Source organism: Gracilimonas sp., assembly GCF_040218225.1.
Taxonomy (GTDB): Bacteria; Bacteroidota; Rhodothermia; order Balneolales; family Balneolaceae; genus Gracilimonas.
Genome location: NZ_JAVJQO010000008.1, coordinates 619457 through 643519, shown reverse-complemented (window position 1 = coordinate 643519; position 24063 = coordinate 619457). Strand labels below are relative to the sequence as shown.

Genomic DNA, 24063 nt, shown 5'->3' with positions numbered 1-24063 from the left:
ATAGGTTTAAAATCCAACAGGATGCCATGTGGTTTTAGTTTCCTGGAAATTCGTCAGGAAATAGGGAGATTGAGCTTCTTCTGAATACCAGTCTTCAATGGGCTTTTTAATAATGCGTTTCACATTAAGTGAGGCGTTTTCATCGATGCTCTTCTTCATTTCCTGAGGTAATGTATCAGTGTATATCATGGCATTTACATCCATATGCGTACTAAAATGTTCCGATAATTCTTTACGGAATCCTGTAAGGATGTTTACCACTCCTCCAGGTACATCCGAAGAATTCAAAACTTCAGCAAAACTTATAGCTGGTAAAGGGTGATCTTCAGAAGCAAGGATTACACAGGTGTTTCCTCCTACAATGATAGGTACGATGATGGAAACCAATCCCAAAAGAGGGCTCTTTTCAGGAGCGAAAGCAGCAACCACACCGGTAGGTTCCAGTAAACTAAAGTTGAAATGTGAGCTGGCCACGGGGTTTATAGACCCAAATACCTGTTGATACTTATCTGCCCAGCCTGCGTAGTAAATAAGACGGTCGATAGACGCATTGATATCAGCTTCAGCTTCTGAGGTTTTAAAACCGATTGGCCCTAATTCTTTCATAAACTGATCGCGACGGTCTTCCAGCATCTCGGCGATACGATACAGGATTTGACCGCGATTGTAAGCACTTCTGGAACTCCACCCGTCGAAAGCTCCGCGGGCTATTTTAACAGCATCACGGAAATCCTTACGGGAACCCTGACAGGCATTAGCTAAAAGGTTTTTTTCACTGTCATAAACTTTATAAGTGCGGCCAGATTCTGAGCGAGGAAAATCTCCTCCCATATACATCTTATATGTTTTCTTTACATCGATTCTTTTGTCAGACATATCTAATACTTAGAAATTAAATTTTTGTGTAGGCTGCCAATCCGTGAAGTCCGCCTTCGCGCCCAACTCCACTTTCTTTGTAGCCACCAAAAGGTGAGGTTGGGTCAAATTTGTTATAGGTGTTTGCCCATATCACACCAGATCTCATTTTACTTCCCATTTGAAAGATTTTGGAACCTTTATCAGTCCAAACACCACTAGCCAATCCATAAGGGGTGTTATTGGCTTTTTCGATTCCTTCATCTGCAGTACGGAATGTTTGAACTGTTAATACAGGTCCAAATATTTCTTCCTGTACCACCCGGTTCGACTGTGACACATTAGTAAAAAGGGTAGGGCGGATGAAGTATCCGTTTTCGGGGATATCACATTTACTTTGGTAGATATCAGCCCCTTCTTCAACCCCGAGTTCCAGGTATTTATTGATGGTCTCAAACTGTTCTTTGGAGTTGATGGCTCCTATATCAGTGTTCTTGTCTAAAGGATCTCCAACTACTAAAGTCTCAAGGCGATCTTTTAGTTTTTGGATTACTTTATCGGCAACACCTTCCTGAACCAGTAAACGGGAACCGGCGCAGCAAACATGCCCCTGATTGAAATAAATGGCATTGATGATACCTTCTACAGCCTGATCAATAGGAGCATCTTCAAAAATTACAAGAGCACCTTTACCACCTAGTTCCAGAGTGTACTTTTTGTCGGTTCCGGCCAGCGACTTCTGAATGATTTTCCCTACCTGCGTTGAGCCGGTAAATGCAATTTTGTCAATATCTTTGTGGTTAACGATCTCGGCACCGGTTTGCCCGGCTCCTGTTACGATGTTAACCACACCTTCCGGCAGTCCGCAATCCTGAACCAATTCAGCAAATTTAAGAGCTGTTAAAGAAGTTGTTTCAGCAGGTTTAAGCACTACCGTATTTCCGCAAGCAAGAGCCGGTGCGATTTTCCAGGCTAGCATCAAGAGCGGAAAATTCCATGGAATAATTTGTCCGCAAACGCCTAAGGGTTTTGGCTTTTTGCCAGGGAAGGCATATTCAAGTTTATCAGCCCATCCTGCATAATAGAAGAAGTAAGCAGCAACTAATGGAATATCAACATCGCGGGATTCCCGGATAGGCTTTCCGCCATCCATTGATTCCAGAACGGCAAATTCACGGGCACGTTCCTGGAGCATCCGGGCTATGCGGTAAATATATTTTCCTCTTTCTTTTGCAGAAATCTTCGACCATTCTCCTTCAAAAGCCTTTCGGGCAGCTTTAACGGCTTTATCCACATCCTTTTGTGTGGCCTCAGCAAATTCTGTGACTTCCTCTGCTGTGGCAGGATTGGTGCTCTTGAAATAGCGACCTTTTGATGGCTTCACAAACTTTCCACCAATAAATAAATCATAACGGTCTTTAACCTCCACAAAGTCAGAGGTTTGAGGAGCCGGAGCGTATTCCCAAACGGATTCAAAATCCAGTTTAGAGTTTGGGGAAGTTGGTTTGTAAGGAACTTCTTTAGTTTCAGTGTCAGACATGTTAGTTGGTACTTAATTCAAAGTTCTTTTATGGAAATTCAATGCGGATTAATCGTTACTGAAATAATCCAGAGATTGATAGTGACCCGTTTGCTGTTTTACAATTTGCATCAACAAGTCGTTAGTAAGTGAACTGGCTCCGAAGCGGAAATAATCTTTGTTTAACCAGCCGGCTCCAAGTGTTTCTTTTACTATAACTAAATATTGAATGGCTTGTTTCGCCGTTCTTATTCCACCAGCTGGTTTCATACCAATCATCTTTCCGGTATCATAGTAAAAATCACGGATAGCTTCGAGCATAACCAGGGTAACGGGCTGGGTTGCTGCAGGGCTGATTTTACCGGTTGAGGTTTTGATGAAATCTGCTCCGGCATGCATAGCGATGTCACTGGCTTTTCTCACATTTTCGTAGGTATGAAGCTCGCCAGTCTCCAGGATTACTTTCAGGTGTGCATCTCCACAGGCTTCTTTTACGGCCGCGATCTCATCAAAAACCAATTGATATTCACCGTTCAAAAAAGCTCCCCGGCTTATGACCATATCAATTTCGTCGGCTCCCTCAGCTACGGCAAATTTAGTGTCTTCCAGCCGCATGGAAAGGGGAGATTGGCCACTTGGGAAGGCTGTTGCAACGCTCGCTACATTAATGTCAGTGCCTTTTAATGCATTTTTGGCCACTGATACCATATTTGGGTAGACGCAGATTGCAGCTACGGTTGGCAGATCCGGAACGGCTGGGTGGGGTTGTTTTGCTTTTTGGCAAAGTTGAATCACTTTTCCGGGTGAATCTTTCCCTTCCAGGGTTGTCAGATCAATCATACTCAGCGCCATTTTAAGCGCTTGGATTTTCGAATCTTTTTTGATGCTGCGCTTATTCAACCTTGAAACACGTTCCTCCACACCTACATGGTCGATAGGAACGGTTTGGTTGAAATCAGGATACTTCATGCTATGAATTTTAATCATTGATAACTGTGAGGCAGAAGGTAAGAAAACTTCGGCAAAAGCTTGATCCCATTAAAGTGAATATTCGGTATTTCATTTTAGTGAAATTGTGCTAAAACCATAAATTTCGTTAATTGCCTGTGATTCATGAGGTAATAAAGAATCTGGGATAGGTGAAACTTTCAAAAAACACTAATTAAATGAGGATAAATTCATGGAAATGTCTGCAATAAATTGGCTGGCTGTAGTAGCAGCTTCGCTTGTTGGATTCGCGATCGGGTTTGTATGGTATGGCCCATTATTTGGCAAAAAGTGGATGGCATCGGTAGGGATGACTGAAGAAGACGCTCAAAATGGGAATATGGGTAAAATTTTCGGTTTTACTCTGATATTTCAGTTCATCATGGCCTTTTGCCTTGCTATGTTCTTTTATGGAGATCCGGCTTCAGCCGAAATGATAAATGGCAGTAATGGTGCATTTTATGGTTTTCTGACCGGCTTTGGGTGGGTTGCCACGGCTATAGGTGTGAATGCATTATATGAACAAAAATCATGGACCTATATTTTCATTAACGGCAGCTTCTGGATTGTAGTTTTTACCCTAATGGGCTTAATTCTGGGTGCCTGGAAGTAGGTTTTGGTTCGCTTTTTTAGCTTTCAGTATTGATGGATATAACTACTGAAAGCTGATTTTTTATTCTTCGAACTCTAATGGGTTTTCTTTCTCTCGGAATATTTCTGCGGCGTCAGCGAATCGTGTAGCAAGTCCAACCATAACCAAACGGTCGCCCGGTTCTAGCCTGAAGTCACCGGATGGATTTCCAATGTTTTTTTCTCCCCGATTTACAGTCAGTACTGTAATCTCGAACTCATTTCTAAGTTTCAATTCAGCGAGTGTGCGTCCTGCTGCGTAAGATCCTTCCCGAACCACCACCGCTCGTGTGTGAAGCCCTTCTTCATCAAGTCCTTGTAACACCATTAAATGTGCTTCCTGAATACTCCCACGCATGATCTCGTAATCTTCTGCCCGAAGCTCTCTGATGTGCTGTTCTATTTCCTCATCAGGTATCATGTACGCTTTGAGCACATTAGAGAAGAGGCGAACAGTTGTTTCCATTTCCTCAGGAACTACGATGTCTGCACCTGCTTTTTCGAGGAAGTCGGCTTCAGCCAAGTATCGGGTTCGGACTATGACCTGAATAGTTGGATTTAAGTAATTAGCCAGCTTAATAATTCTTGGGCTGATGGATGGATCGTTTATGGCAATTACACAGAGCTTTGCCTTAATAACCTGCGCATGTTCGAGAATATGTGTTCGGGAGGCATCACCATATATAGCAGGGATGTTATTCTCGTGCATCTCATTCACAGATTGAGGATTCATCTCAATCACAATAAAGGGGATGCCTGATTCCTTTAAAACCCGGGCGAGGTTTCGGCCTGCAGGTCCATATCCTATAATAATTACATGATCTTCGAGGTCAGCATGAGAATCATCCGTAGTAGTTTCTCTTCTTTTTTGTCCGATATGCTTAAGCGGTGTTTTTGCCAGGAGGTTGCCAATGTTGGGACTGATATGAAGAAAAAGAGGAGTGAGGAGCATCAGTAATACCGAAACGGCGATAAAGGTTTGGGAGCCTACTTCTCCAAATCCAGCGGGAGTCAGTCCTGTTACTCGTCCGGCTCGCTCCAGAACAAAAGAAAATTCACCAATCTGAGCTAATACAATACCGGAAGCGGCTGCTACCCTAACAGGATACCCAAGAGTAAGCAAGCTGACGGAGCTTAAAATAAATTTCAGCAATAAGACACCGGCCGCCACTCCAAGTAACAGTAATGGGTTCTCGATGACAAATTGTAAATCCAGCAACATCCCTACAGAAACGAAGAAAACGGCATTGAATATGGTTTTGAGCGGTAGGATCTCGCTGATAGCATGATCACTGTAATGGCTTTCACTTACAACAAGTCCGGCTAAAAAGGCTCCAAGTGCAAGACTGACTTCGGCAAGGTTGGTAAGAGCAGCTGTGCCAAAACAAATGGCGATTACAGTGAGTAAGAAGAGTTCTTGCCTCCGGGTTTGAGCTACTTTCTCCAGTATCCAAGGGACTACTTTTCGGGCTAGTAAAACTACAACAGCGATGAGCAACACCGCTTTTCCTAAAACAAAAAACAGATCGGTAACAGAATCACTTTGTCCGGATAGAATGGGCACCAACAATACCATAGCAATAATAGCCAAATCCTGAAAGATCAGGACAGCCAGAGATAGCCTGCCAACGGGGGTGTCGGTTTTACCCTGTTCACTGAATAATCCGAGAATGATAGCTGTAGAACTCAAAGCTACCAGGCAACCTGTATAAATACCCACTTTCCAATCAACACCGAAGAAAAATAAGATACCGACGACAGCTGCAACCGTTAATAAAACCTGTAATCCCCCACCCACAAAAATGGCGTTCCGGATTCGCGAAAGTTTTTCCAGGCTAAACTCTATACCAATGGTAAATAGAAGCAGGATAATACCGATTTCTGCCAGCATATCTACCAACTCCTGATCCTGAACCAAACCAAGCGCATTGGGACCAATAATAACACCGGCAATCAAAAAACCGGCGATAGGTACCAGCTTAATGCGATAACAGATGTAGGCAATCAAAACGCTTACCAGAAAAAGGGCAACGATTTCATTTAAAAAAGGAAGACTAACTGCGAAGAGCATCTTTAAGTAAACTTAATGCGTATGTTTTTAATTAATGAAAGCTGACGGCTGAATACTATTTTTTATACTTATCGAACCAGCCAATGATATATGCTACTTTTCGGAATAGATTGCTTGGTTTGGCTGCAATACCGTGCCCAGAGCCTTGTATGCGAACCATAGCAGCATCCACACCTTGTAATTTGAGTGCTGCATAATACTGTTCAGTTTCACTCATAGGGGTCCGGTAATCCTGCTCTCCGGTCAGAAGCATGGTAGGAGTTGTAACATTACCAACTAACGAAATAGGAGATCGTTCCAGGTATTGTTCCGGATCTTCCCAGGGCTTCTTGGTGAACCAATATTTGCTGTAGAAAGGAGAGCCATCAGCAGTTAAGACAAAGCTGTACCAGTTGATGACTGGTTTGGCTACTACTGCTGCTTTAAAGCGATCAGTTTTTCCAATGGCCCATGAACTTAATACTCCGCCACCGCTTCCTCCGGTAATGAATAAATTATCTTCATCGATGTAACCCTGATCAACAACATAATCCACGGCATCCATTAGGTCATTGTGATCTTCACTTGGATAGTTGTGATTGATATAAGAGGCAAATTCTGCACCATAACTTGTACTGCCACGAGGGTTCGTGTAAACGACTACATATCCGCGGCTGGCCATAAACTGAAGTTCTGGTGTGAACCGGGAGCCATAGTTGGTATAGGGTCCGCCATGAATTTCTAATATCAGCGGGTATTTTTTATTTGGGTCAAAATCGGGAGGAGTAATGATCCAGCCCTGAACCCGGAAATCGTCCACGGAAGATTCCACCCAAAATTCTTCTACATTACCCACTTTGGTAGACTTGAAAAATTCACCATTGAGATTAGTGAGAGTTTTGTTTGCCATTTTAGTCGGAAAATGTCCCGCTGCCAACTCTGTAGGGTGTGAAGTCGAAACCTCTGAAAAGGCAAACCGTCCATTTTTAGCCACAGAATAGCTACCCCCACCATAAGGCCTTCCTGAAGATGGGCTTCCCAGGTTTTGGGCTATCGAAGTAACATCTCCATTAAGTTTGATATTTCCCACTTTGCTGTTTCCTTCTTCATCATACCGGAAGAACAAAGACTTACTGTCGTTAGCCCAGGTAATAGATGAGATATCCTGATCAAAGTCTTCTGAGATATTTCTCAGGTTTGAGCCATTCATATTCATGATATATAATTCACTCTGCTGGTATCCCAGAAATTGATCTTCATAACCTGTATAGGCAATTAATTTACCATCCGGTGATATTTTAGGATTATTGTGTGGGCCTCTTTTATCTGTGATTTGTGTTTCCTCACCGGTCTCTATATTCAATAAATAGATTTGCTCATTATTGGGATCCATATCGGCATCTTCACTCTTATCGGCTGTGTAGATGATGTGTTTGCCATCAGGGGCCCAACTTGGACTGCCATGATCATAATCACCGGATGTTAGTTTTCTTGGAGCACCACCTTCCGAAGGGATCACATAAAGGTGAGTATAGCCTTCATCTACATAGCCTCCACCATCACGACGATAGACAGCTTTGTCTATCACTTTTGCAGATTGCTCCCACTTAGCACCTGCAGGAGGAGAGGGTAGATCTGCTATTCGGGGGGATGATGAACCCGGAACAAATTTCGAGAAAAGAATCTTGCTGCCATCGGGAGACCAACTCAGGTTTCCCGGGCTTTCAGTTAGGTTCGTGATGGAGGCGGTTTCACCTGAGCTCATCCAGCGTACAAAAATCTGGTTCGAGCCTTCGTTACTGGAAGTATAGGTAATTCGATCTCCGCTGGGCGACCAGCTTACATTTCCATAATAATCGGTACCAGATGTTAGCGGGCGGTGGTTATTCCCCGAAAAGGAGATACTCCACAGGTTTACAAAACGCCGGTCGGTCATTACGTTAAATTGGTGGCGTTCATAAATGATGGTATTTCCATCAGGAGAGATTTCAGGACTGCTGACCATTTGAAGGTCAAATAAATCCATATAGTCGAAATAGGATTCATCTACCTGGGCAGAAACTGAGATACTCAGCAATGAAAGAAACAGAATAGCTAGAATTGGAGATCGTTTAATCATGGTAGTAATTGATTTAATGGATGGCAGAAAATACTCGGTTCAGACCAGTTCTGAAAACATTTGAAAAGACTTTACAAATAGGTCTCTTCTGATTCGCCTTTTACAGGTCCTACAATTTCTTTAGTTATCCAGCCGCCGTAGAAACCACCCGGCTGGGGCTTCACATGTTCACCGTTTACATAGCAATGAACTTTAGAGGGGTAGAAAGCTATGTGACTTTTAATTTTGTAGTAATCACTAAAAGGTTTTGGGTAAGACCAGGCAGCCCGGGGTGCTTTTTTATCCTCGACAATGACATCCCAATAAATAGCCTCACCTTTCCATTCGCACTTAGATTCCCCTTTAGCTTTGCTCAGATACTTTGAGTTTATATCGGTCGGGGGGATGTAAAAAGTAGGGGGACTTGCTGTTTCCAATATCCTGAACGCCTTCGTGCTTCTGGCAATAATCTTATCAGCGAAAATAACCAGCACTTCTCTTGAATCCGTGACAATTTTTGGGGGGCGGGGGTAATCCCATACCGATTCCTGTCCTTCTTTGGGTTTATGGGCGAATTTAGGACGCTTTTGCCCATAATACTCCCACTGTGATTGCCCCGATTTAGCCCAGCTTGGAAGATCTGTCATTGAATTATAATAGAGTTAGTTAAGTGCAACAATAGCCAGATTGAGAATTGCAGCAAATGAAACCCAAAGAATATAAGGTGCCAGTAGCCAACCCGTCCATGTTTTAATTTCTCTGAATTTTTTAAAGGTAACAATGATCAGGACAAGTAATAGGTTTATCTCGATGAAAGCAATAAGCGGAGATTTTAAACCAAAAAAAAGAAAAGACCACAATCCATTCAGAAACAGCTGCAGTCCAAAGAAAGTAAGGGCAGGTTTTATTTTTGGATTTGAAAACCCAACTTGCCAGATTCCCGCCATGGCAATACCCATAAGGATATAAAGAACCGTCCAAACAGGTCCAAATAGCCAGTTTGGAGGATTGAAGAAAGGCTTATTTAAGTCTGTATACCAAGAGCTTATAGCTGGCAGGGTAACGGTGCTTGCAGCTAGTCCAACAGCATTACAAATCAGGATGCCAAATATAATTTTGGCCCAGAAGGGAATTTTCATTTTGAAGTTTCTTATTTGATGTGCTCAACACCAGATAGGAAAACCTAATTCCCAAAACCAAAAAATTGATTTAGAAAGAGAAGAATATCAACGCAGCGACCGAGATAAATAGCAGTGCTATTTTAGCCCGCATTATTTTTTCGGAATAATAACTTTCCTGTTCAGAGTAGTCAGATATAATTTGTTCAGAAATCATAGCTATCTTGTTTTTATTACAGGAGTTCACAAAGCCTGAATTGTTACAAAATAGAGTGAAGTTTATCGGGTTGGAAACCAGACATAATCACCTGATTTATTGATATAACCGTAATTTTCTTCGATTTCATCTTCTACAGGAACGTAGATGGTAACTCTTGCCAATCCATTATAAAAGGGTTCTACTTCATCAAACTTTGGAGTGGTAATTTGGTTACCTGATTTATCGATGAATGTCCATTTATTATTTACCATAACCGGAGCACGTTCTTCGGCAAAAGTACCAGCCTCTTGAAATTGTTCGCTGATCACAAACTCTCCGGATTTATTGATATACCCAAATGCGTTGGAGCTTGAACGGGCAGGAGCAAGTCCATTTCCAAAATCACCCACACTAATAAATTGAGGAGAAATGGACACGTTACCATTATTACCGATAAACCCCCAACGGTTGCTTATTCTCACTGCGGCCAACTGATTGGAAAAAGGGCGGGCTTCGGCATACTTAAACTCCACAATAGTATTACCAGATTTGTCAATATATCCGTATAAATCATCATCACGAACCATAGCCCGGCCATCACGAAATTCGTTTTGTTCCACATAATCCATGTTATCCGGAAGGTCTACCGATTCAATTCGATTTCCGCTTTCATCGATATAGAAGTAGTTTGAGTAGTCTATGCTTCGTACAAAAGCCCGGCCATCAGAAAAACGGGAAGCATTTCTGAATTTTGGGTTAATTACAAAATTGCCGGATTGATTGATGTATCCCCACCGGCCATCGAATTGAACAGCAGCTTTTCCTCCTGAAAATCTGCGTATGTTATTGAAGTTGCCTTCGATTTTAATTTCCCCTTTGGAATTTATGTATTTCCATCCCCATGATTCGCGTACAGCAGCTAGGCCATCATGGAAATCATCCGCGTTTTGAAACTGAGGTTCAAGGATGATTTCTCCCTGCTGGTTGATATATCCCCAGTCACCATCAACTAAAATGGGATATAATTTCACTGCATTATCTTCATCATTTCCAGATAGGGAATTTACCAGATCGCAGGATGCAAAAAGAAGTACAAAAGTGAACAGTAGTAATAAACGTTTCATAATTTTCTTGATTTATCGGGTTGGGTACCAAATGAATTCGCCTTTTTTGTCGATATAACCATACCGGATATTGTCATCGTCACCAAGCTGAACACGGGCAATACCGTTGTTGAAGCTTTCTGCATTATCAAAGGGTTCAGTGATGGATATCAGCTTGCTATTTTTGCTCAGGTAAAACCAGTCGTTACTAAGGCGTATAGCTGCCATGTTTTCAGAAAATGGCTTTACTTCTGCAAACTGTGGTTCTACAACAATTTCTTCATTTTTATTGATGAAGCCGATATAGTCTCCATCTCTGAACCAGGCAAGTCCTTGAGAAAAGCGCCCGGCTTCTTCAAATTTAGGAGTGATTTCAGGACTTCCTGATTTATTGATGAATCCCCATCCTTCCGTAGTTTCGATAGGGGCAAGGCCATCAACGAATTCCCCGGCTGTGGAAATTTGGAAAGTTGGATTGATGCTTTCATTGCCTTTGTCATCAATGTAAATCCATCCATCAAAGGTTTCGACGGCAGCGAGTCCGTCAGAGAAAGGTCGTGCATCACTATATCGAGGTTCAACAAGAGTACTGCCATCAGAGTTGATATATCCCCAAAGTCCATCTATACGAACAGCCGCTTTACCTTCTGAAATAGGTTGAGCAAAGTCGAATTGAGCCTCAATTACAAAATTGCCGGTTTCATCAATAAAACCATAAGCCTGCCCCGGAAGCTGAACAGGAGCAAGACCGTCTTCAAAATCCCCGGCACTGGTAAATTGGGTTTCGATAACAAGTCGGGCCGGATTGGATTGCACATATCCCCATAGAGTGCCTTCACGTACGGCAGCAAGACCGTCAGACATGTCTCTGGCTAAATCAAACTGCGGCTCCATTACTATATTGCCGGAATTGGAAATAAATCCCCAATTCGAATTAAGCAAGACGGGATAAATAGTTTTGGCGTCATTATTTTTTTTGTCATCATTTCCTGCTACTGAATTCACCAAGTCACAACCGGTCATCAGCACAATGCCAAAAAGGGCGATAAGCAGCAGCGAAAGTATTTTGGGCTTGAGTTGTTGTTTTGCTGAGTATGTCATTTGATTAAAGTCATTTTTTTGGTTTGAGTACCGGTAGGAGTTTCGAGTTTGTACAGGTAGGTGCCACTTGGCAGGTTGGACGCATTAAACTGAATGCTGTATTCACCAGCCGATTTTCGTTCGTTTATTATCGTTCGAATCAGGCTTCCCTTAATATCATAAACACGAAGTTTTACATTAGCAGAGCTTGCCAGTGAAAACGATATGGTAGTTGTTGGATTGAAGGGGTTCGGGTAATTCTGATCCAGTTTGAACGAAGAAGGGCCGTTACCCTTAGTGTTGCTGGTAGGGGTAGTGACCGTTGAATCCACAAAATCCAATTTACCAAAGCTCCCATCAATCACGGAGTCGGTTTCTTCGTCACCTAATTCAAACCAGTCATCTAATATGGATGTATAAACAGATCGATAATCAGTGCTAAACACCGGATCGCCAGAATTATCGAGGTTTGTTAAGTCTGAGTGGTTGCCGTAAAGTCCACCATTAACCGGGCCAAAGACCATTACAGGGGCTGAAGAACCATGATCAGTTCCGTTTGAGGAATTCTCATCGAGCGTACGGCCGAATTCGGAGAATGTCATCGTCAGAGCTTTGTTATGAAGGTTATCACTGCTCAGGTCTGCATAAAAAGCATTTACAGAATTGGCAATGTCGGCCAATAAGTTGGCATGTCCGCCTTCGGTCCCTCCCTGATTATTATGAGTGTCAAACCCGCCTTTGGAAACGAGGAACAGCTTGGTATTTAAACCACCTCTTATTAATCGGGCAACTACTGCCAGGCTTTGTGCAAGTGATGAATTTGGATATTCACCTATATTCGTGGCGTTATCGGCGGCTTCCTGAATGGATTCAAGATATTTGAATGATGAATTGGCAATTTTCCGGGCAAAAGACAGGGAATCACCAAAGTCATTTTGTGGCACATTGTTTTCATCATAGAAACCACCCTGCTCCAGGAATTGAGTGAACTGACTGGCTCCTCCAAAAGTGACTCCTAAATTCCCAAATTCACTTTGAAAAAGAGTAGCAGAACCGCCAATACGAACTCCAAGAGGAAACTCAGGTGGGTTCAATATGAAGTCAGGGTTGTCTTCAACAAGGAAGCGTCCGGCCCAGCCAGTATTTTCGACATCATTGCTGCCGCTGCCGGTTGTCCAGATATCAGTAGCCCGGGCGTGAGAACGGTTAGTATTAGAATACCCAACATTATTAATCACCGCCATATTGCCTTCACCCCAAAATGATTCGAGGTTATTCATGGCCGGGTGCATCCCAATTTCATTACTCAGTAAAATAGAGTCTTGCTTTCGGATACCGATAGTTGGTCGTTTTTGGTAATAAATATCGTTTTCAACAGGGATGATGGTGTTGAGTCCGTCATTACCTCCACTGAGCTGAATCAGTACCAGTACACGGTCGTTATTGGCACGTGAAAGCCGGTTGAAAAATTTTGATCGTGCAAAGGTACTGACTGGCATTCCCCCTAAAATCATGGAAGAACCAATAGCTCCAAAACCAAGCGTACTCAAAAAACTACGGCGGCTCCAGTTCTCATGATCGTGTTTGTGGGCTTCCTTGTCTTCAAGGCTTGCCCCTTTGCGGTCGTGGGATAACTTTGGATTATGATGATCGTTTTTACACATGCTTCTTGACGCTTTTTTGATTAAATGAGCTGGTAAGCCGGTAGTTGTTGCAAATAGGAGATATACTGCCGGATTGCTTCGGAGAAGGTCTCTTGATAGAAAAGATTACCATCCTGGTCACTGTTAGCCGTAAACTCATACCAGGGTATTGTTCCCAGTAAGATTTTGGCAAGGTTTATCTTGTATTCAGGGAATGAATTAAACCCGGCTACGTTGGTGCTGGGGTGGAGAGCAGGATTACCTGCAAAGTCTTCGTCAATTTTCCGGACGCCAACCGTGTTGAGTGGCGGAGCCAAAAGATGCTCAGCCAGATCTTCAGCAAGAGCAAATGGATTTGAAGGATCCGATATTTTTTCTGCTAAACGAATGGGCTCATATCGGTTTCCCGAATTATCATAGCCATAAATAATATCAGTCAGGTTATCCCACCTTGAAGGCATCAGGTTGGTATTGAGCCATGAGTAATGCCCAGGGGTACCATCAGAATAAGGGGGATTATAACCAGCCCATCCAAATACCGTTTCGGGGCGTAGTAACTCTTCATTCAGTCCTTGCATTCGCAGTCGGATATATTCCTTCAGCTGAGTGGTTGGAGTAATTTCCAGCTCTCTTAAATAGCTGATAAAAATCTCGGTTGGACTTTTAATCCGGCAGCCATAAAAATTCTCTTCGTAGAAATGAGCGCTGCTCAAAAGTTTCTTGAGTACTTCACCAATTTCAAAATTCTGATCGATGCAATAATCAGCTAGTTCAGAAATAACTGCCTCGTTGGGCTTGGCTGATACAAAGAACACATACAACTTCCTGGATATGAAGTAAGCTACTTCCTGCTCCTTCATCGAAAAGATCAGGTCTATCACACTATCCAGATCATAATTACTGGCTACTCCAAAAATAGTTTTGCTTGAACTGTCAAAGCGGCTTTCATCAAAATACCCACTGAGGGTGGCATCGTTTACCCGCCAGCCTGTTACGGCTCGTGCTACCTCAGCTACATCATTTTCTGAATAATTATCGTTACCGTTTTTGTCCTTTGGTCCTAGAGTAAAAAGCTCCATCAGTTCGCGGGCGAAATCTTCGTTAGGCTGACCTTCCCGGTTATTGTAATTATTCAGATAATAAACCATTGCTGAGTTTTTGCTCATTTGCGATACAAACTCTTTGAAATTGCCAAAGCTGTATTCGTGAAGCAGCTTCCAATACTTGTACATATGGCTGGCATAGCTGTTGCTGGCTTTTTCAGGCAGGGCATTCATATTGCTGTAAGAAACGGCAAAGTGATTGCTCCAAAATAGCTTCATGCGTTCACGAAGCCCGCCATTATACATGGCATCCATCCAGCGAAACTGAATATCGTATACATCCTGAACATCACCAGAATTACTGTTGCTAAACCACTGAGGGTCATCGGGCAAGGGAGTTGCGATCGCGTTATCAACTAAAGCATTGACGGCGTCAGTGGCATTGTTAAAACTGCGTGCATAGTTAAGGTTATTGATTTTTAAGCCAAGATGAGTTCGCCTTACCAAATGTGCAGCCTGTGTTTTTGTCCAGGCTCCACTATATGTTTCCAACCCAGCTAATTGCTGATTGCTATTTTTTGCCTTACCAGGGAACTCTCTCAAGTCCTCTTTGACTTCTTCACTAATCATATGCTCCGAATTTTTTCGCCTCTTTTGTACCTATAAGAGAAAAGGGAAGTGTTAAGTGTTACAAAATCGTCGACACTTTTTTTATAGATGTAAAATTGCAGAAGGTTCCCGGTTTCTGCATTTCATTGTATAACAGTGATATCGGGATATTTTGAAGCTCAAATAATTTTTTATCATTAAGTAAAGACTTAATGATTAACCATAGATATAATTTTTTTTGTAAGGAATTCTTCTGAACTAACTCTTACATTGCAAACAAAACAGCAAAAAAGAACAGGATACGTTATGAGTTCACTCAATAAAGCAATGTTAATCGGAAATCTTGGTCAAGACCCTGAAGTACGGTACACACAGTCGAATACAGCCGTGGCTACGTTAAGTATAGCTACCAGCGAACGCTTCAAAGACAGCAATGGAGAATACCAGGAACGCACAGAATGGCACCGCGTGGTTGCATGGGGAAGAACAGCTGAAATCTGCCAACAGTATTTAAGCAAAGGCTCAAAAGTATATATAGAAGGCCCGATTCAAACCCGGCAGTGGGAAGACAAAGACGGACAGAAACGATATACCACTGAGATTAAGGCACTGCAAATGGTCATGCTCGACAGCCGCGGTAATGGTGGCGGAGGAAACCAGGCAAGTGGAAATCAGCCGCAGCAAGCGCAAAATCAAGGTGGTGGAAAGCCAATGAGCAGTAATGTGGAATTGGACAGCAACTTTGATGATATGGATGATGATCTTCCATTCTAGGTCTGAAGCATAAAATTTATATTTAAAACGGCATGAGGAATTCTCGTGTCGTTTTTTTATTTATCAATCAGGTTAGTCCAAAATCTTGTATTTTTGAAGATAGTGAAAGCGTCCTTACATTTAATCAATCATCAATAATCAGTAATTGGATACTATCGAAGATCCTTTCAGTTTGGCTCAAGACTCTCTTCTCACTTTTACCGAAAGTGCAGCTGCACATGGTTTAGATCCTGTTGTACTTGGGATTCAGCTACTCTTCTTGTTTCTGGGATTAGCCTTCTCAGCTGTTTTCTCAGGTTCTGAGGTTGCCCTTTTCTCCTTATCTAATCGGATGCAAGATCTTAAGCAAGACGAGACGCTAGGATCAGCCGACGACCGGATCATAAAAATGCTTGAGAAGCCCCGCCGTTTGTTGGCTACGATTTTAATCGGAAATACATTTGCCAATATTATAGCTTCTGTACTGGCAGCGGTAATTACAGGCGATATTGTTGAAGCATATGGGCTCTCAGAAGTGATCGTATTCTCTATAGAGGTGATCGTATTAACCTTTATGATTTTGATTTTGAGTGAAATCACGCCAAAAATTATTGCTATCAATAACCCCATGAAAGTTTCCCGGGGAAACAGCGCATTCATTTATAGTTTATTTATACTTCTGAAACCGTTTGCGAAACTTATTGCAGACAGCACGATCAGTCTGGAGCGATATCTTCCCAAGCCAGCCAGTAAAATGACGTCAGAAGATATCCGGACTATGGCCGAGGTTAGCGAACAGGAAGGCTCTATCAAAGAAGATGAGCGTGAGATCATTGAAAATGTGATTGGTTTTGGAAATATCACCGTGCGCGAGATTATGACCTCAAGGGTGAATATAATCGCCGTTGCTCTGGATGAATCGTTGCAAGATGTGCTTACAAAAATTCGGGGAAATGGCCTTTCCAGAATGCCTCTGTTTGAGAATGACCTAGATAATATTGTGGGGGTCCTTTATGCTAAAGATGTACTGCCTTATCTGAATGCTGATAAAAAAGAGCCTTCTCTTAATTGGAAAACCGTTTCGCGTAAAGCTCTTTTTATTCCAGCTACTAAAAAACTGGATGATCTGCTGCGCGATTTTCAGCAGGAGAAAACTCATATAGCAATTGTGGTGGATGAGTATGGCGGAACCGAAGGTATTGTGACCATGGATGATATTTTGGAGGAAATCGTTGGAGATATAACCGACGATTCCGGCGAAGAAGAAACGCTATATACCCGATTTAAGAGTGGAATCTACATCTTTGATGCGAAGATTGATCTGGATGATATGGAAAAAATCCTGGAGTCTGAAGTAACCGCGGAAGATGATGATTTTGAAACACTGGGAGGTTTGATTTACCATCTCACGGAAAGCCTGCCGGTTGTAGGAGAGCGAATCACCTACAAAAACCTTGAACTCACGGTTCACTCCGTAAAAAATAACCGGATCAAAAAGGTAAGAGTGAAAGTAGATAGCCCTAAAGAAGTTCAACATCCTACTGAATAATATTTTATGAGCCAGTCATTTTCCATTCAGGAAAATTTTAATCTCTCCGATTATAACACAATGGGTATTGCCGCAAAGGCCCGTTATTTTGTTTCTGTAAAATCGGTTGAAGAACTGAAAAACCTGCTTGCTGACACCCGGTTTTATAACACTCCGAAATTTATAATCAGCGGGGGAAGTAATGTGTTATTTGTCAGCGATTATGATGGACTTGTTATCCATGTTGATATAAAAGGGATATCGATTGAACATGAAGATGAAATACAAGTAAAGCTGAATGCAGGAGCTGGAGAAAACTGGCATCAACTGGTTTTGTATTGTGTTGAGAAAGGATGGGGCGGAATTGAAAATCTTTCGCTGATTCCGGGGTCGGTAGGCGCGGCTCCCATTCAAAATATCGGAGCTTATGGAGTAGAGCTGGAAGAAGTGTTTGATTCCCTCGAAGCGGTTGAGCTGGAAACCGGAGAGGTAAAATCTTTCAGCAAAGACGAATGCCGTTTTGGTTACAGGGACAGTGTTTTCAAAAATGAGTTAAAAGGCCGGTTTGTGATTGTTAATGTGAGGCTGAAGCTGCAGAAATCACCGACGCTAAATACATCATACCGTGCGCTTTCAGAAAAGCTGGAAGAAGAGGGTATCGGCGACCCATCGATTAAAGATATAAGTCAGGCGGTGATTGAGATTCGCCAAAGTAAGCTTCCCGATCCTACAGAAATTGGAAATACCGGAAGCTTTTTCAAGAATCCTGTGATCACAAAAAATCAGTTTCAGGACCTGAAGTCAGCGTATCCGGAAATTCCATCTTACCCGGATGGAGAAAAAGTAAAAGTACCGGCTGCATGGCTTATTGATCAGTGCGGGTGGAAAGGAAAAAGGTTTGGCGATGCCGGGGTTCACAAAATGCAGGCTTTGGTAATTGTGAACTACGGGAAAGCTACCGGAAAGGAGATATGGAATCTGGCACAGAAAATTCAGGTTTCAGTTAAAGACAGGTTTGGTGTTCTGCTTACTCCAGAAGTAAATATTGTTTCTTAGGTTGGAATCTGGAAACATTATTCGTTCAAATTCACTTAGATCAATTGAAATCTAGAGTTAATCATTATGAAATTTATGAAGTCGAGATCGTTTTTTGTCACCCTTCTTTTGGCATTTGCTGTTATTGCAAGTGGATGTGTAACCCTGGAGAAAAACCCTGTTTCCGGTAACAAACGTGCTTTTGGATATAGCTGGGAAGAAGAGGAGCAGATTGGGGCCAATGCTGATAAGGAGATTATTGCTCAGTATGGGGTTTATGAGAATGAACAGCTATCGAATTACGTATCTGAATTGGGGCAATCCCTGCTCGAGGTGAGTCACTTGAGAAGAGATGATACCCCTCAAAAATTTAAGGATACTGAATTTACCTTCCGGGTTTTGGATAGCCCTGTTGTGAATGCGTTTGCCCTGCCCGGTGGATATATATATGTGACACGTGGATTACTGGCCCATTTAAATAATGAAGCTCAGCTTGCTGTTGTTTTAGGCCATGAAATTGGTCACGTGGCAGCAAGGCATGCTTCCCAAAGAGCTGTTGAACAGCAAATCGGACAAATAGCTGTTCTTGGCGGAGCCGTGCTGGGACAATCTCTGGGTTTTGACGGTGGTAATATCCTTCAGCTCAGCAGCCAAACGGCTCAGCTTATGTTTCTGAAGTATGGAAGGGATGATGAGCGTGAATCAGATGCATTAGGTGTGGAGTATTCAGCTATGAAAAACTATCAGGCGGCAGAGGGAGCAGAGTTTTTTAATTCCCTTGAACGAATCTCAGAAAGTTCTGGCGGAGGAGTACCTACTTTGCTGTCAAGCCACCCCGATCCGGGCGAGCGGGAAAAAACAATTCCCGAACTGGCAAAAAAATGGGAAGAACAAGGTTATGAGCAGACGATATTAGATGATGAAGAGTTTTTGAATATGATCGAAAACATCGTTTTTGGAAATAATCCACGCCAGGGTTTTGAGAGAGACGGTACCTTTTATCATCCTGATCTTAAATTTCAGTTCCCAGTACCGGCCAGACTTCAGGTATATAATCAGCCTTCATCCGTTATATTGGTCAATGAAGAACAAACAGCGATCACGCAGTTTACTATTGATTCTAAAAATAACTCTGCCCGAAACTCCGTACAGTCTTTTCTGAATCAGGAGGGAATTACAATATTGGATCAGTATTCGTACACCGAAAATGGGTTAGACGGGTATCAGGCATTTGCGTCAGCTATAGCTCAGGATAGCACGGAATTACAGATTCAGATTACCGCCATTGAGTTTCAGGGTAATATCTACAATTTCCTGAGCTACACTTCTGCATCTCAGTTTCCGGTGTATGAGGGAGAATTTGCATCTATACCGGCTGGTTTCACCGAGTTGAACGACGCTTCTATTCTGGGTATTGATCCTGTTAGAATTAATCTCAGGCCCGCATCCCGAACCGCACCGTTTGCAGAGTTTTTACCCGCAGATTTACCAATGGATATAGAGCCGCTAGATGTAGCGATAATTAATCAGGTTAAGCTTGATGAGACGGTTGAAAAGGGGAGAATCCTTAAAATTCCGGTTCAGTAAAAAATTTATTGAGTGTTGCGATGAGAAGGATGACGATTACCCGTTCTTTTTAAAGTAGGATTCAATGAATTTACCGCCATTTTGCAGATAGGCAATCCTCTTCTCTAAATACTCTGCCGTAGTGATATCGTTGCGTTGTCTAAATATCGTCACTAAGGCAGAGAGAACAATTTCGTCGTTGGGGTTCACTTTCTCAGCCCGGACTAAATAGGGGTAACCGTACCCCAAATGCTCGTTTATCAAGCCCGTCAACCGGTCCCATTCTTTTTGTGCGGTTGTATCGGTTTCAACTTGGTTGAGTTGTTGTAGCTGCTGGCCAAAATGATAAGCCATTTGATAATATAAAATTCCCATATTCGCATTTGCATCAAATTCGTCCGGATTTTCTTTCAGTGTTCTACTAAAGTAGCTGATCGCCGATTCCTTATGTGAACCGGCCTTTTGAGGATTATTGATTGCGAAATATTTTGAAACTAGTTCGGTATGATACCGCCCCAGGGTATTAAGATATATGGTTGGAACATTCTCGGTCAACACTCTAGGTTCAAACATTTGAAGACCAGCTTCATATTGTTGAGTTCGGGTAAAATAATTCAATATGGCCCCCATGATCATATGATTATCAGGAAACCTAGTATATGCTACCTGAACAATTGAGTCGGCGTAGGTAGTACTTCTGCGAATGTAGAACTCATAGGCCTCTGGTACCGGATTTCTCTCGAGAAACGATTCTGCCCGCAGCTCCGTGATACGCTCAGCATTTTTAATATTCAGTGCAATAAATCCCATTAATATGGTTCTTTCTTCCAGGTATTTTTTGTTCACCAAGTAATTCGGATGATTTTCCGGAATTATCTTCATCATTTTCTCGGCATGATCCAAAAGTTGACGATTTACATAAAAGGCAGGAACATAATCCTGATTTTCCACATACAGGTTAGATAATTCAGATAATAAAAGAACAGCAGCATCTAAGTCCCGGGTAATTTGATCCTGTTGGGTTGCCGTTTTGGACTTTTCATATGCATTATAGTAGACATGCAGGAAAGATGAGGTCACTTGTTCTTTATTGGCCGCATTACGATTGTATCCACCCGGAGTGATAAGATCTTTTTTCATAAATTCCCGGGCCACAGCTCGCTGTATGGCACCGTGTAAAAGGTAGCTTTTAACATCATTATCTCCTCCAATGTATGAATATCCAATAGCGGACCAATAGCCGTTGCTAATATATTTCTGAGCTTCATTAAGTTTAGATCGGTTTCTGTCCGGGTTTTTTAAATATTCTGTATATGCTGTTTTTGCCTTTTTAACGTTTTCTCTTGCTTCAGCAGCATTTCCTCTTATTTCGTCAACGGCAGAAGAATTATTCTGTGCAAGTACAGGATTTGATATAATAAGGAGGGTGAGTATGATGCTGAGCCTACGTAGAAGTTTCATGTTAATATGAATATGATTGTTCAATTATTACAGGTTAACAACCGGTATAATTAATATTATCGCTTTCTAAAATGAATTCATATATCCTGAAAAAAAATTTGTTGAAGCATCTTTTTTGAAGTCAGACGCGAAAGCAGCGCTATGCCTGGTCATGAGTACAATTTCAATATCTGTTTATGGATGTAGCTATTATCAGTAAGGTGCAACCTGATGAGACAGTTGAAAAGGGGAGAATCCTTAAAATTCCAGTTCAGTGAAAAAGAAAGCCGGGCATCGATCCTGATTACCCGGCCTTAGTTAGCTAAGTTGTTAAGTAGAAAAGTAGCTTTTTCGTTTATCTTAGAATGATAGGCCAGCTAAAATATAGAGCTGTTCTGTATCCGGGTTAAAGATCACCGCACCACTTAATGGAATGGTAAATGTATCGGTAATTACGATATCCTTGCTGGTGCTAACGCCCACGTTGACCAATGCGAATTCGGTATCTGAGCTATGCCACCCATCTCCGGCACCAAGGAATATGCTGGCTTCATTAAATGAGTAGCTGGCTTCAAAATAAATGTCATTTCCTACAGAGCCTTCACCTGCAAAAATATAATTTCCTGACAGGGAAAAATCTTCAACGCTATATCCAAGGTTGAGTTCATAGGCATGACTGTCACCATCTAACCACGGACCAGAACCTGCAGCTCCAGGGTACCAGTAATCGGTAACACCAAGGCTTAACCCAAAGTCGAAGCTGTAACCTGCATAAAGATCCATTTCCTGAAAGCCATCATAGCCTTGTGAGCCCCAGGCACCAATGGCAAAACCACCGCTGCTAAATTCTACGGCCGGCTGTAAAGATGGACCTGAGTAGGAAACACCACGCCATACATAAGTGCTATACAAATCTACACCGGTACTGAATTCCTGAGCTTTTACCGTGTTCAGATCTGTAAGTCCGAATAGCATTATGATGACAAAACCAAGGGAAAGTGCTTTAAGAATTGTTGATATTTTGTTTGAAGTTTTCATGTTAATAGTCCTCTTCTAATAAGTTTTGTGAGTGAGTGTATTTGCTGTGATTTATGGACACAGCAATGGTTGGGACATATCAAGTGAATAGAGATATGTTAGTGAGAGTTAATTGAGTGAAATTAGATTCTGTCTTACCCGGCCTGATTAACCGAACCGGGTAAGGAGAATCAAATGAAATTTAGGTCAAGCCTGCGCCTTAGTCGGCAAAAGCTCCCAATTCTGAAGTCTTAACAGGTGAGAAATCTGGATAAGCATGATTTTTATGCTCCGAAATATCGAGTCCGTCGGATTCAACTTCTTTAGAAACCCGGACACCAATGGTAGCTTTTATAGCTCCGAATACGATCAAAGAAAATATGAAGGTAAATGCAGCAATAGATAATGTTCCAAGCAACTGGATTCCAAAGCTGTAGTCAGCAGAGAAAATTCCTACAGCAAGAGTTCCCCAAATACCACAAACACCGTGTACGGAGATGGCACCAACAGGGTCATCAATTCTTAACTTGTCAAACATCAGGATGGCGAGTACTACCAGTACACCGGCAATGGCACCGATTAAAACAGCATCAGTAAGCGAGACAACATCCGCGCCTGCGGTAATTCCCACCAATCCTGCCAAAATACCATTCAGGGCCATAGGGGCATCCAGCGACTTCATGGTGATTTGTGTGGTGATCATAGAAGCCAATGCACCGGCACAGGCTGCCAAAGCAGTGGTTACGAATACATAGGAAACAGTTTCGGGATCTGCACTGAGTACAGAACCACCATTAAATCCAAACCAGCCAAGGAAAAGCAGAAATACACCAATAGTTGCTAAAGGAATATTGTGAGCCGGGATACCATGAATCTTTCCACCTTCATATTTACCTGTACGGGGTCCTAAAAGAAGTACACAAGCGAGTCCTGCAAAACCACCTACGGCATGAACAAGGGTAGAACCGGCAAAGTCATAGAATCCAAGTTCGGACAACCAGCCGCCACCCCAGTGCCAGCTTCCCGTTACCGGATAGCAGAATGCGAGCAGCAGTACCCCAAAAAGCATAAAAGAGGGAAGCTTAATCCTGCCGGTAACGCAACCTGAAACAATAGTAGCTGCAGTTGCTGCAAACATAGCCTGGAAGATGAAATCCGTCCAGATAGTCATATCCAGTCCATAAGCCGGAGTAAGCATACCAACAGGATCTGATGGATCAAACCCAATGCCGAACCCACCAAAACCGAAGAAACCATTAAAGTCGCCGGGGTACATTATTTGAAATCCAATGAACGCATAAAGAATGATCCCTACCGTGAGGATGAACACATTCTTATAGATTACATTAACGGCATTCTTGGCCTGAGTAAGTCCGCTTTCTACTGTAGCAAAACCCAGGTGCATCATCAATACCATAAATGCTGCAATCAAAATCCAAAGATTATCGATAATGAATTTGATGTAATCCGTTGATGCCTTGAATTCATCGATGGTTGAGTATTCATTTCCGTAAGCCTGAAAAGTATCATTATTGGCTACTTCTACTTCATCATTGGCTACGTTTGCACCTTCCGAAACTGCCAGAGCGGGATCCGCAAAAAGCAGCATGAGTGTGGTTAAGATTATTCCATATCGTAACTTCATGTTATAAGTCTTTTAATTAAGGTTGAGTGAGTGAAAGCTAAAATGATTAATTAAATCGTTAGTTAAAATAGTTAGGCAAAATTAATAATCAAACATATTTTTTTAATAATAATACATCATAAACATTATTTAAAAACATGCAGTG

At 42.2% G+C, this 24063-nt stretch carries 19 protein-coding genes; 5 read left to right on the top strand and 14 right to left on the bottom strand.

Going from position 1 to position 24063, the window contains the following annotated elements; genetic code table 11:
• Nucleotides 1–6: 6 nt before the first annotated feature.
• From RIB15_RS14190 to deoC, 3 genes are read right to left on the bottom strand one after another with little or no spacing between them, the layout of a single operon-like run.
• The gene (locus RIB15_RS14190; RefSeq protein ID WP_350202828.1) at nt 7–876 is read right to left on the bottom strand and encodes an aldehyde dehydrogenase family protein; all 870 of its coding nucleotides are present in this window, start codon (nt 874–876) and stop codon (nt 7–9) included.
• 16 nt (nt 877–892) lie between these two features.
• Nucleotides 893–2395, bottom strand: coding sequence for an aldehyde dehydrogenase family protein (locus RIB15_RS14185; RefSeq protein WP_350202827.1), 1503 nt, complete (start codon nt 2393–2395; stop codon nt 893–895).
• A 48-nt stretch (nt 2396–2443) separates the two neighbouring features.
• Nucleotides 2444–3343, bottom strand: a complete 900-nt coding sequence (gene deoC / locus RIB15_RS14180; RefSeq protein WP_350202826.1) for a deoxyribose-phosphate aldolase — start codon at nt 3341–3343, stop codon at nt 2444–2446.
• 217 nt (nt 3344–3560) lie between these two features.
• Between deoC and RIB15_RS14175 the strand changes: the two genes are divergently transcribed.
• Nucleotides 3561–3974: a DUF1761 domain-containing protein gene (locus RIB15_RS14175; RefSeq protein WP_350202825.1), complete on the top strand. Its 414-nt coding sequence runs from the start codon at nt 3561–3563 to the stop codon at nt 3972–3974.
• 60 nt (nt 3975–4034) lie between these two features.
• On the opposite strand, the gene RIB15_RS14170 is transcribed toward RIB15_RS14175, so the two are convergent.
• The 8 genes from RIB15_RS14170 to RIB15_RS14135 all read right to left on the bottom strand — a co-directional run bounded on the left by RIB15_RS14170 (nt 4035) and on the right by RIB15_RS14135 (nt 14955).
• A complete protein-coding gene (locus RIB15_RS14170; RefSeq protein ID WP_350202824.1) occupies nt 4035–6062 on the bottom strand; it encodes a monovalent cation:proton antiporter family protein in 2028 nt (675 codons plus the stop codon).
• A gap of 55 nt (nt 6063–6117) precedes the next feature.
• The gene (locus tag RIB15_RS14165) at nt 6118–8160 is read right to left on the bottom strand and encodes a S9 family peptidase (RefSeq protein WP_350202823.1); all 2043 of its coding nucleotides are present in this window, start codon (nt 8158–8160) and stop codon (nt 6118–6120) included.
• A 71-nt stretch (nt 8161–8231) separates the two neighbouring features.
• Complete coding sequence (locus tag RIB15_RS14160) at nt 8232–8786, bottom strand: DUF427 domain-containing protein (RefSeq protein WP_350202822.1); 555 nt, start codon at nt 8784–8786, stop codon at nt 8232–8234.
• Nucleotides 8787–8801: 15 nt separating this feature from the next.
• Nucleotides 8802–9278 carry a TspO/MBR family protein gene (locus RIB15_RS14155; RefSeq protein WP_350202821.1) on the bottom strand — a complete coding sequence of 159 codons (477 nt, stop codon included), beginning with the start codon at nt 9276–9278 and terminating at the stop codon, nt 8802–8804.
• Between the two features lie 258 nt (nt 9279–9536).
• Nucleotides 9537–10580 (bottom strand): WG repeat-containing protein, encoded by a 1044-nt coding sequence (locus RIB15_RS14150; protein WP_350202820.1) that lies wholly within the window; start codon nt 10578–10580, stop codon nt 9537–9539.
• 12 nt (nt 10581–10592) lie between these two features.
• Complete coding sequence (locus tag RIB15_RS14145) at nt 10593–11660, bottom strand: WG repeat-containing protein (RefSeq protein WP_350202819.1); 1068 nt, start codon at nt 11658–11660, stop codon at nt 10593–10595.
• Entirely contained in the window at nt 11657–13303 is a 1647-nt protein-coding gene (locus RIB15_RS14140) for a DUF1501 domain-containing protein (RefSeq protein WP_350202818.1), read from the bottom strand. Before RIB15_RS14140 ends, RIB15_RS14145 begins: the two co-directional genes overlap by 4 nt.
• Before the next feature lie 20 nt (nt 13304–13323).
• A complete protein-coding gene (locus RIB15_RS14135; protein WP_350202817.1) occupies nt 13324–14955 on the bottom strand; it encodes a DUF1800 domain-containing protein in 1632 nt (543 codons plus the stop codon).
• A 285-nt stretch (nt 14956–15240) separates the two neighbouring features.
• Between RIB15_RS14135 and RIB15_RS14130 the strand changes: the two genes are divergently transcribed.
• The 4 genes from RIB15_RS14130 (at nt 15241) to RIB15_RS14115 (ending at nt 19837) form a co-directional block, all read left to right on the top strand.
• Nucleotides 15241–15708, top strand: a complete 468-nt coding sequence (locus tag RIB15_RS14130; RefSeq protein WP_350202816.1) for a single-stranded DNA-binding protein — start codon at nt 15241–15243, stop codon at nt 15706–15708.
• 145 nt (nt 15709–15853) lie between these two features.
• Nucleotides 15854–17236 (top strand): hemolysin family protein, encoded by a 1383-nt coding sequence (locus RIB15_RS14125; protein ID WP_350202815.1) that lies wholly within the window; start codon nt 15854–15856, stop codon nt 17234–17236.
• Nucleotides 17237–17242: 6 nt separating this feature from the next.
• Nucleotides 17243–18271, top strand: coding sequence for a UDP-N-acetylmuramate dehydrogenase (gene murB / locus RIB15_RS14120; protein ID WP_350202814.1), 1029 nt, complete (start codon nt 17243–17245; stop codon nt 18269–18271).
• 75 nt (nt 18272–18346) lie between these two features.
• The gene (locus tag RIB15_RS14115; RefSeq protein ID WP_350202813.1) at nt 18347–19837 is read left to right on the top strand and encodes a M48 family metalloprotease; all 1491 of its coding nucleotides are present in this window, start codon (nt 18347–18349) and stop codon (nt 19835–19837) included.
• Between the two features lie 36 nt (nt 19838–19873).
• Here the strand turns inward: RIB15_RS14115 and RIB15_RS14110 are convergent, their stop codons facing one another.
• From RIB15_RS14110 to RIB15_RS14100, 3 genes are all read right to left on the bottom strand, one after another.
• Complete coding sequence (locus RIB15_RS14110) at nt 19874–21277, bottom strand: hypothetical protein (RefSeq protein WP_350202812.1); 1404 nt, start codon at nt 21275–21277, stop codon at nt 19874–19876.
• A gap of 339 nt (nt 21278–21616) precedes the next feature.
• Entirely contained in the window at nt 21617–22294 is a 678-nt protein-coding gene (locus RIB15_RS14105) for a TorF family putative porin (RefSeq protein ID WP_350202811.1), read from the bottom strand.
• A 199-nt stretch (nt 22295–22493) separates the two neighbouring features.
• Entirely contained in the window at nt 22494–23918 is a 1425-nt protein-coding gene (locus RIB15_RS14100; protein ID WP_350202810.1) for an ammonium transporter, read from the bottom strand.
• Nucleotides 23919–24063 lie beyond the last annotated feature (145 nt).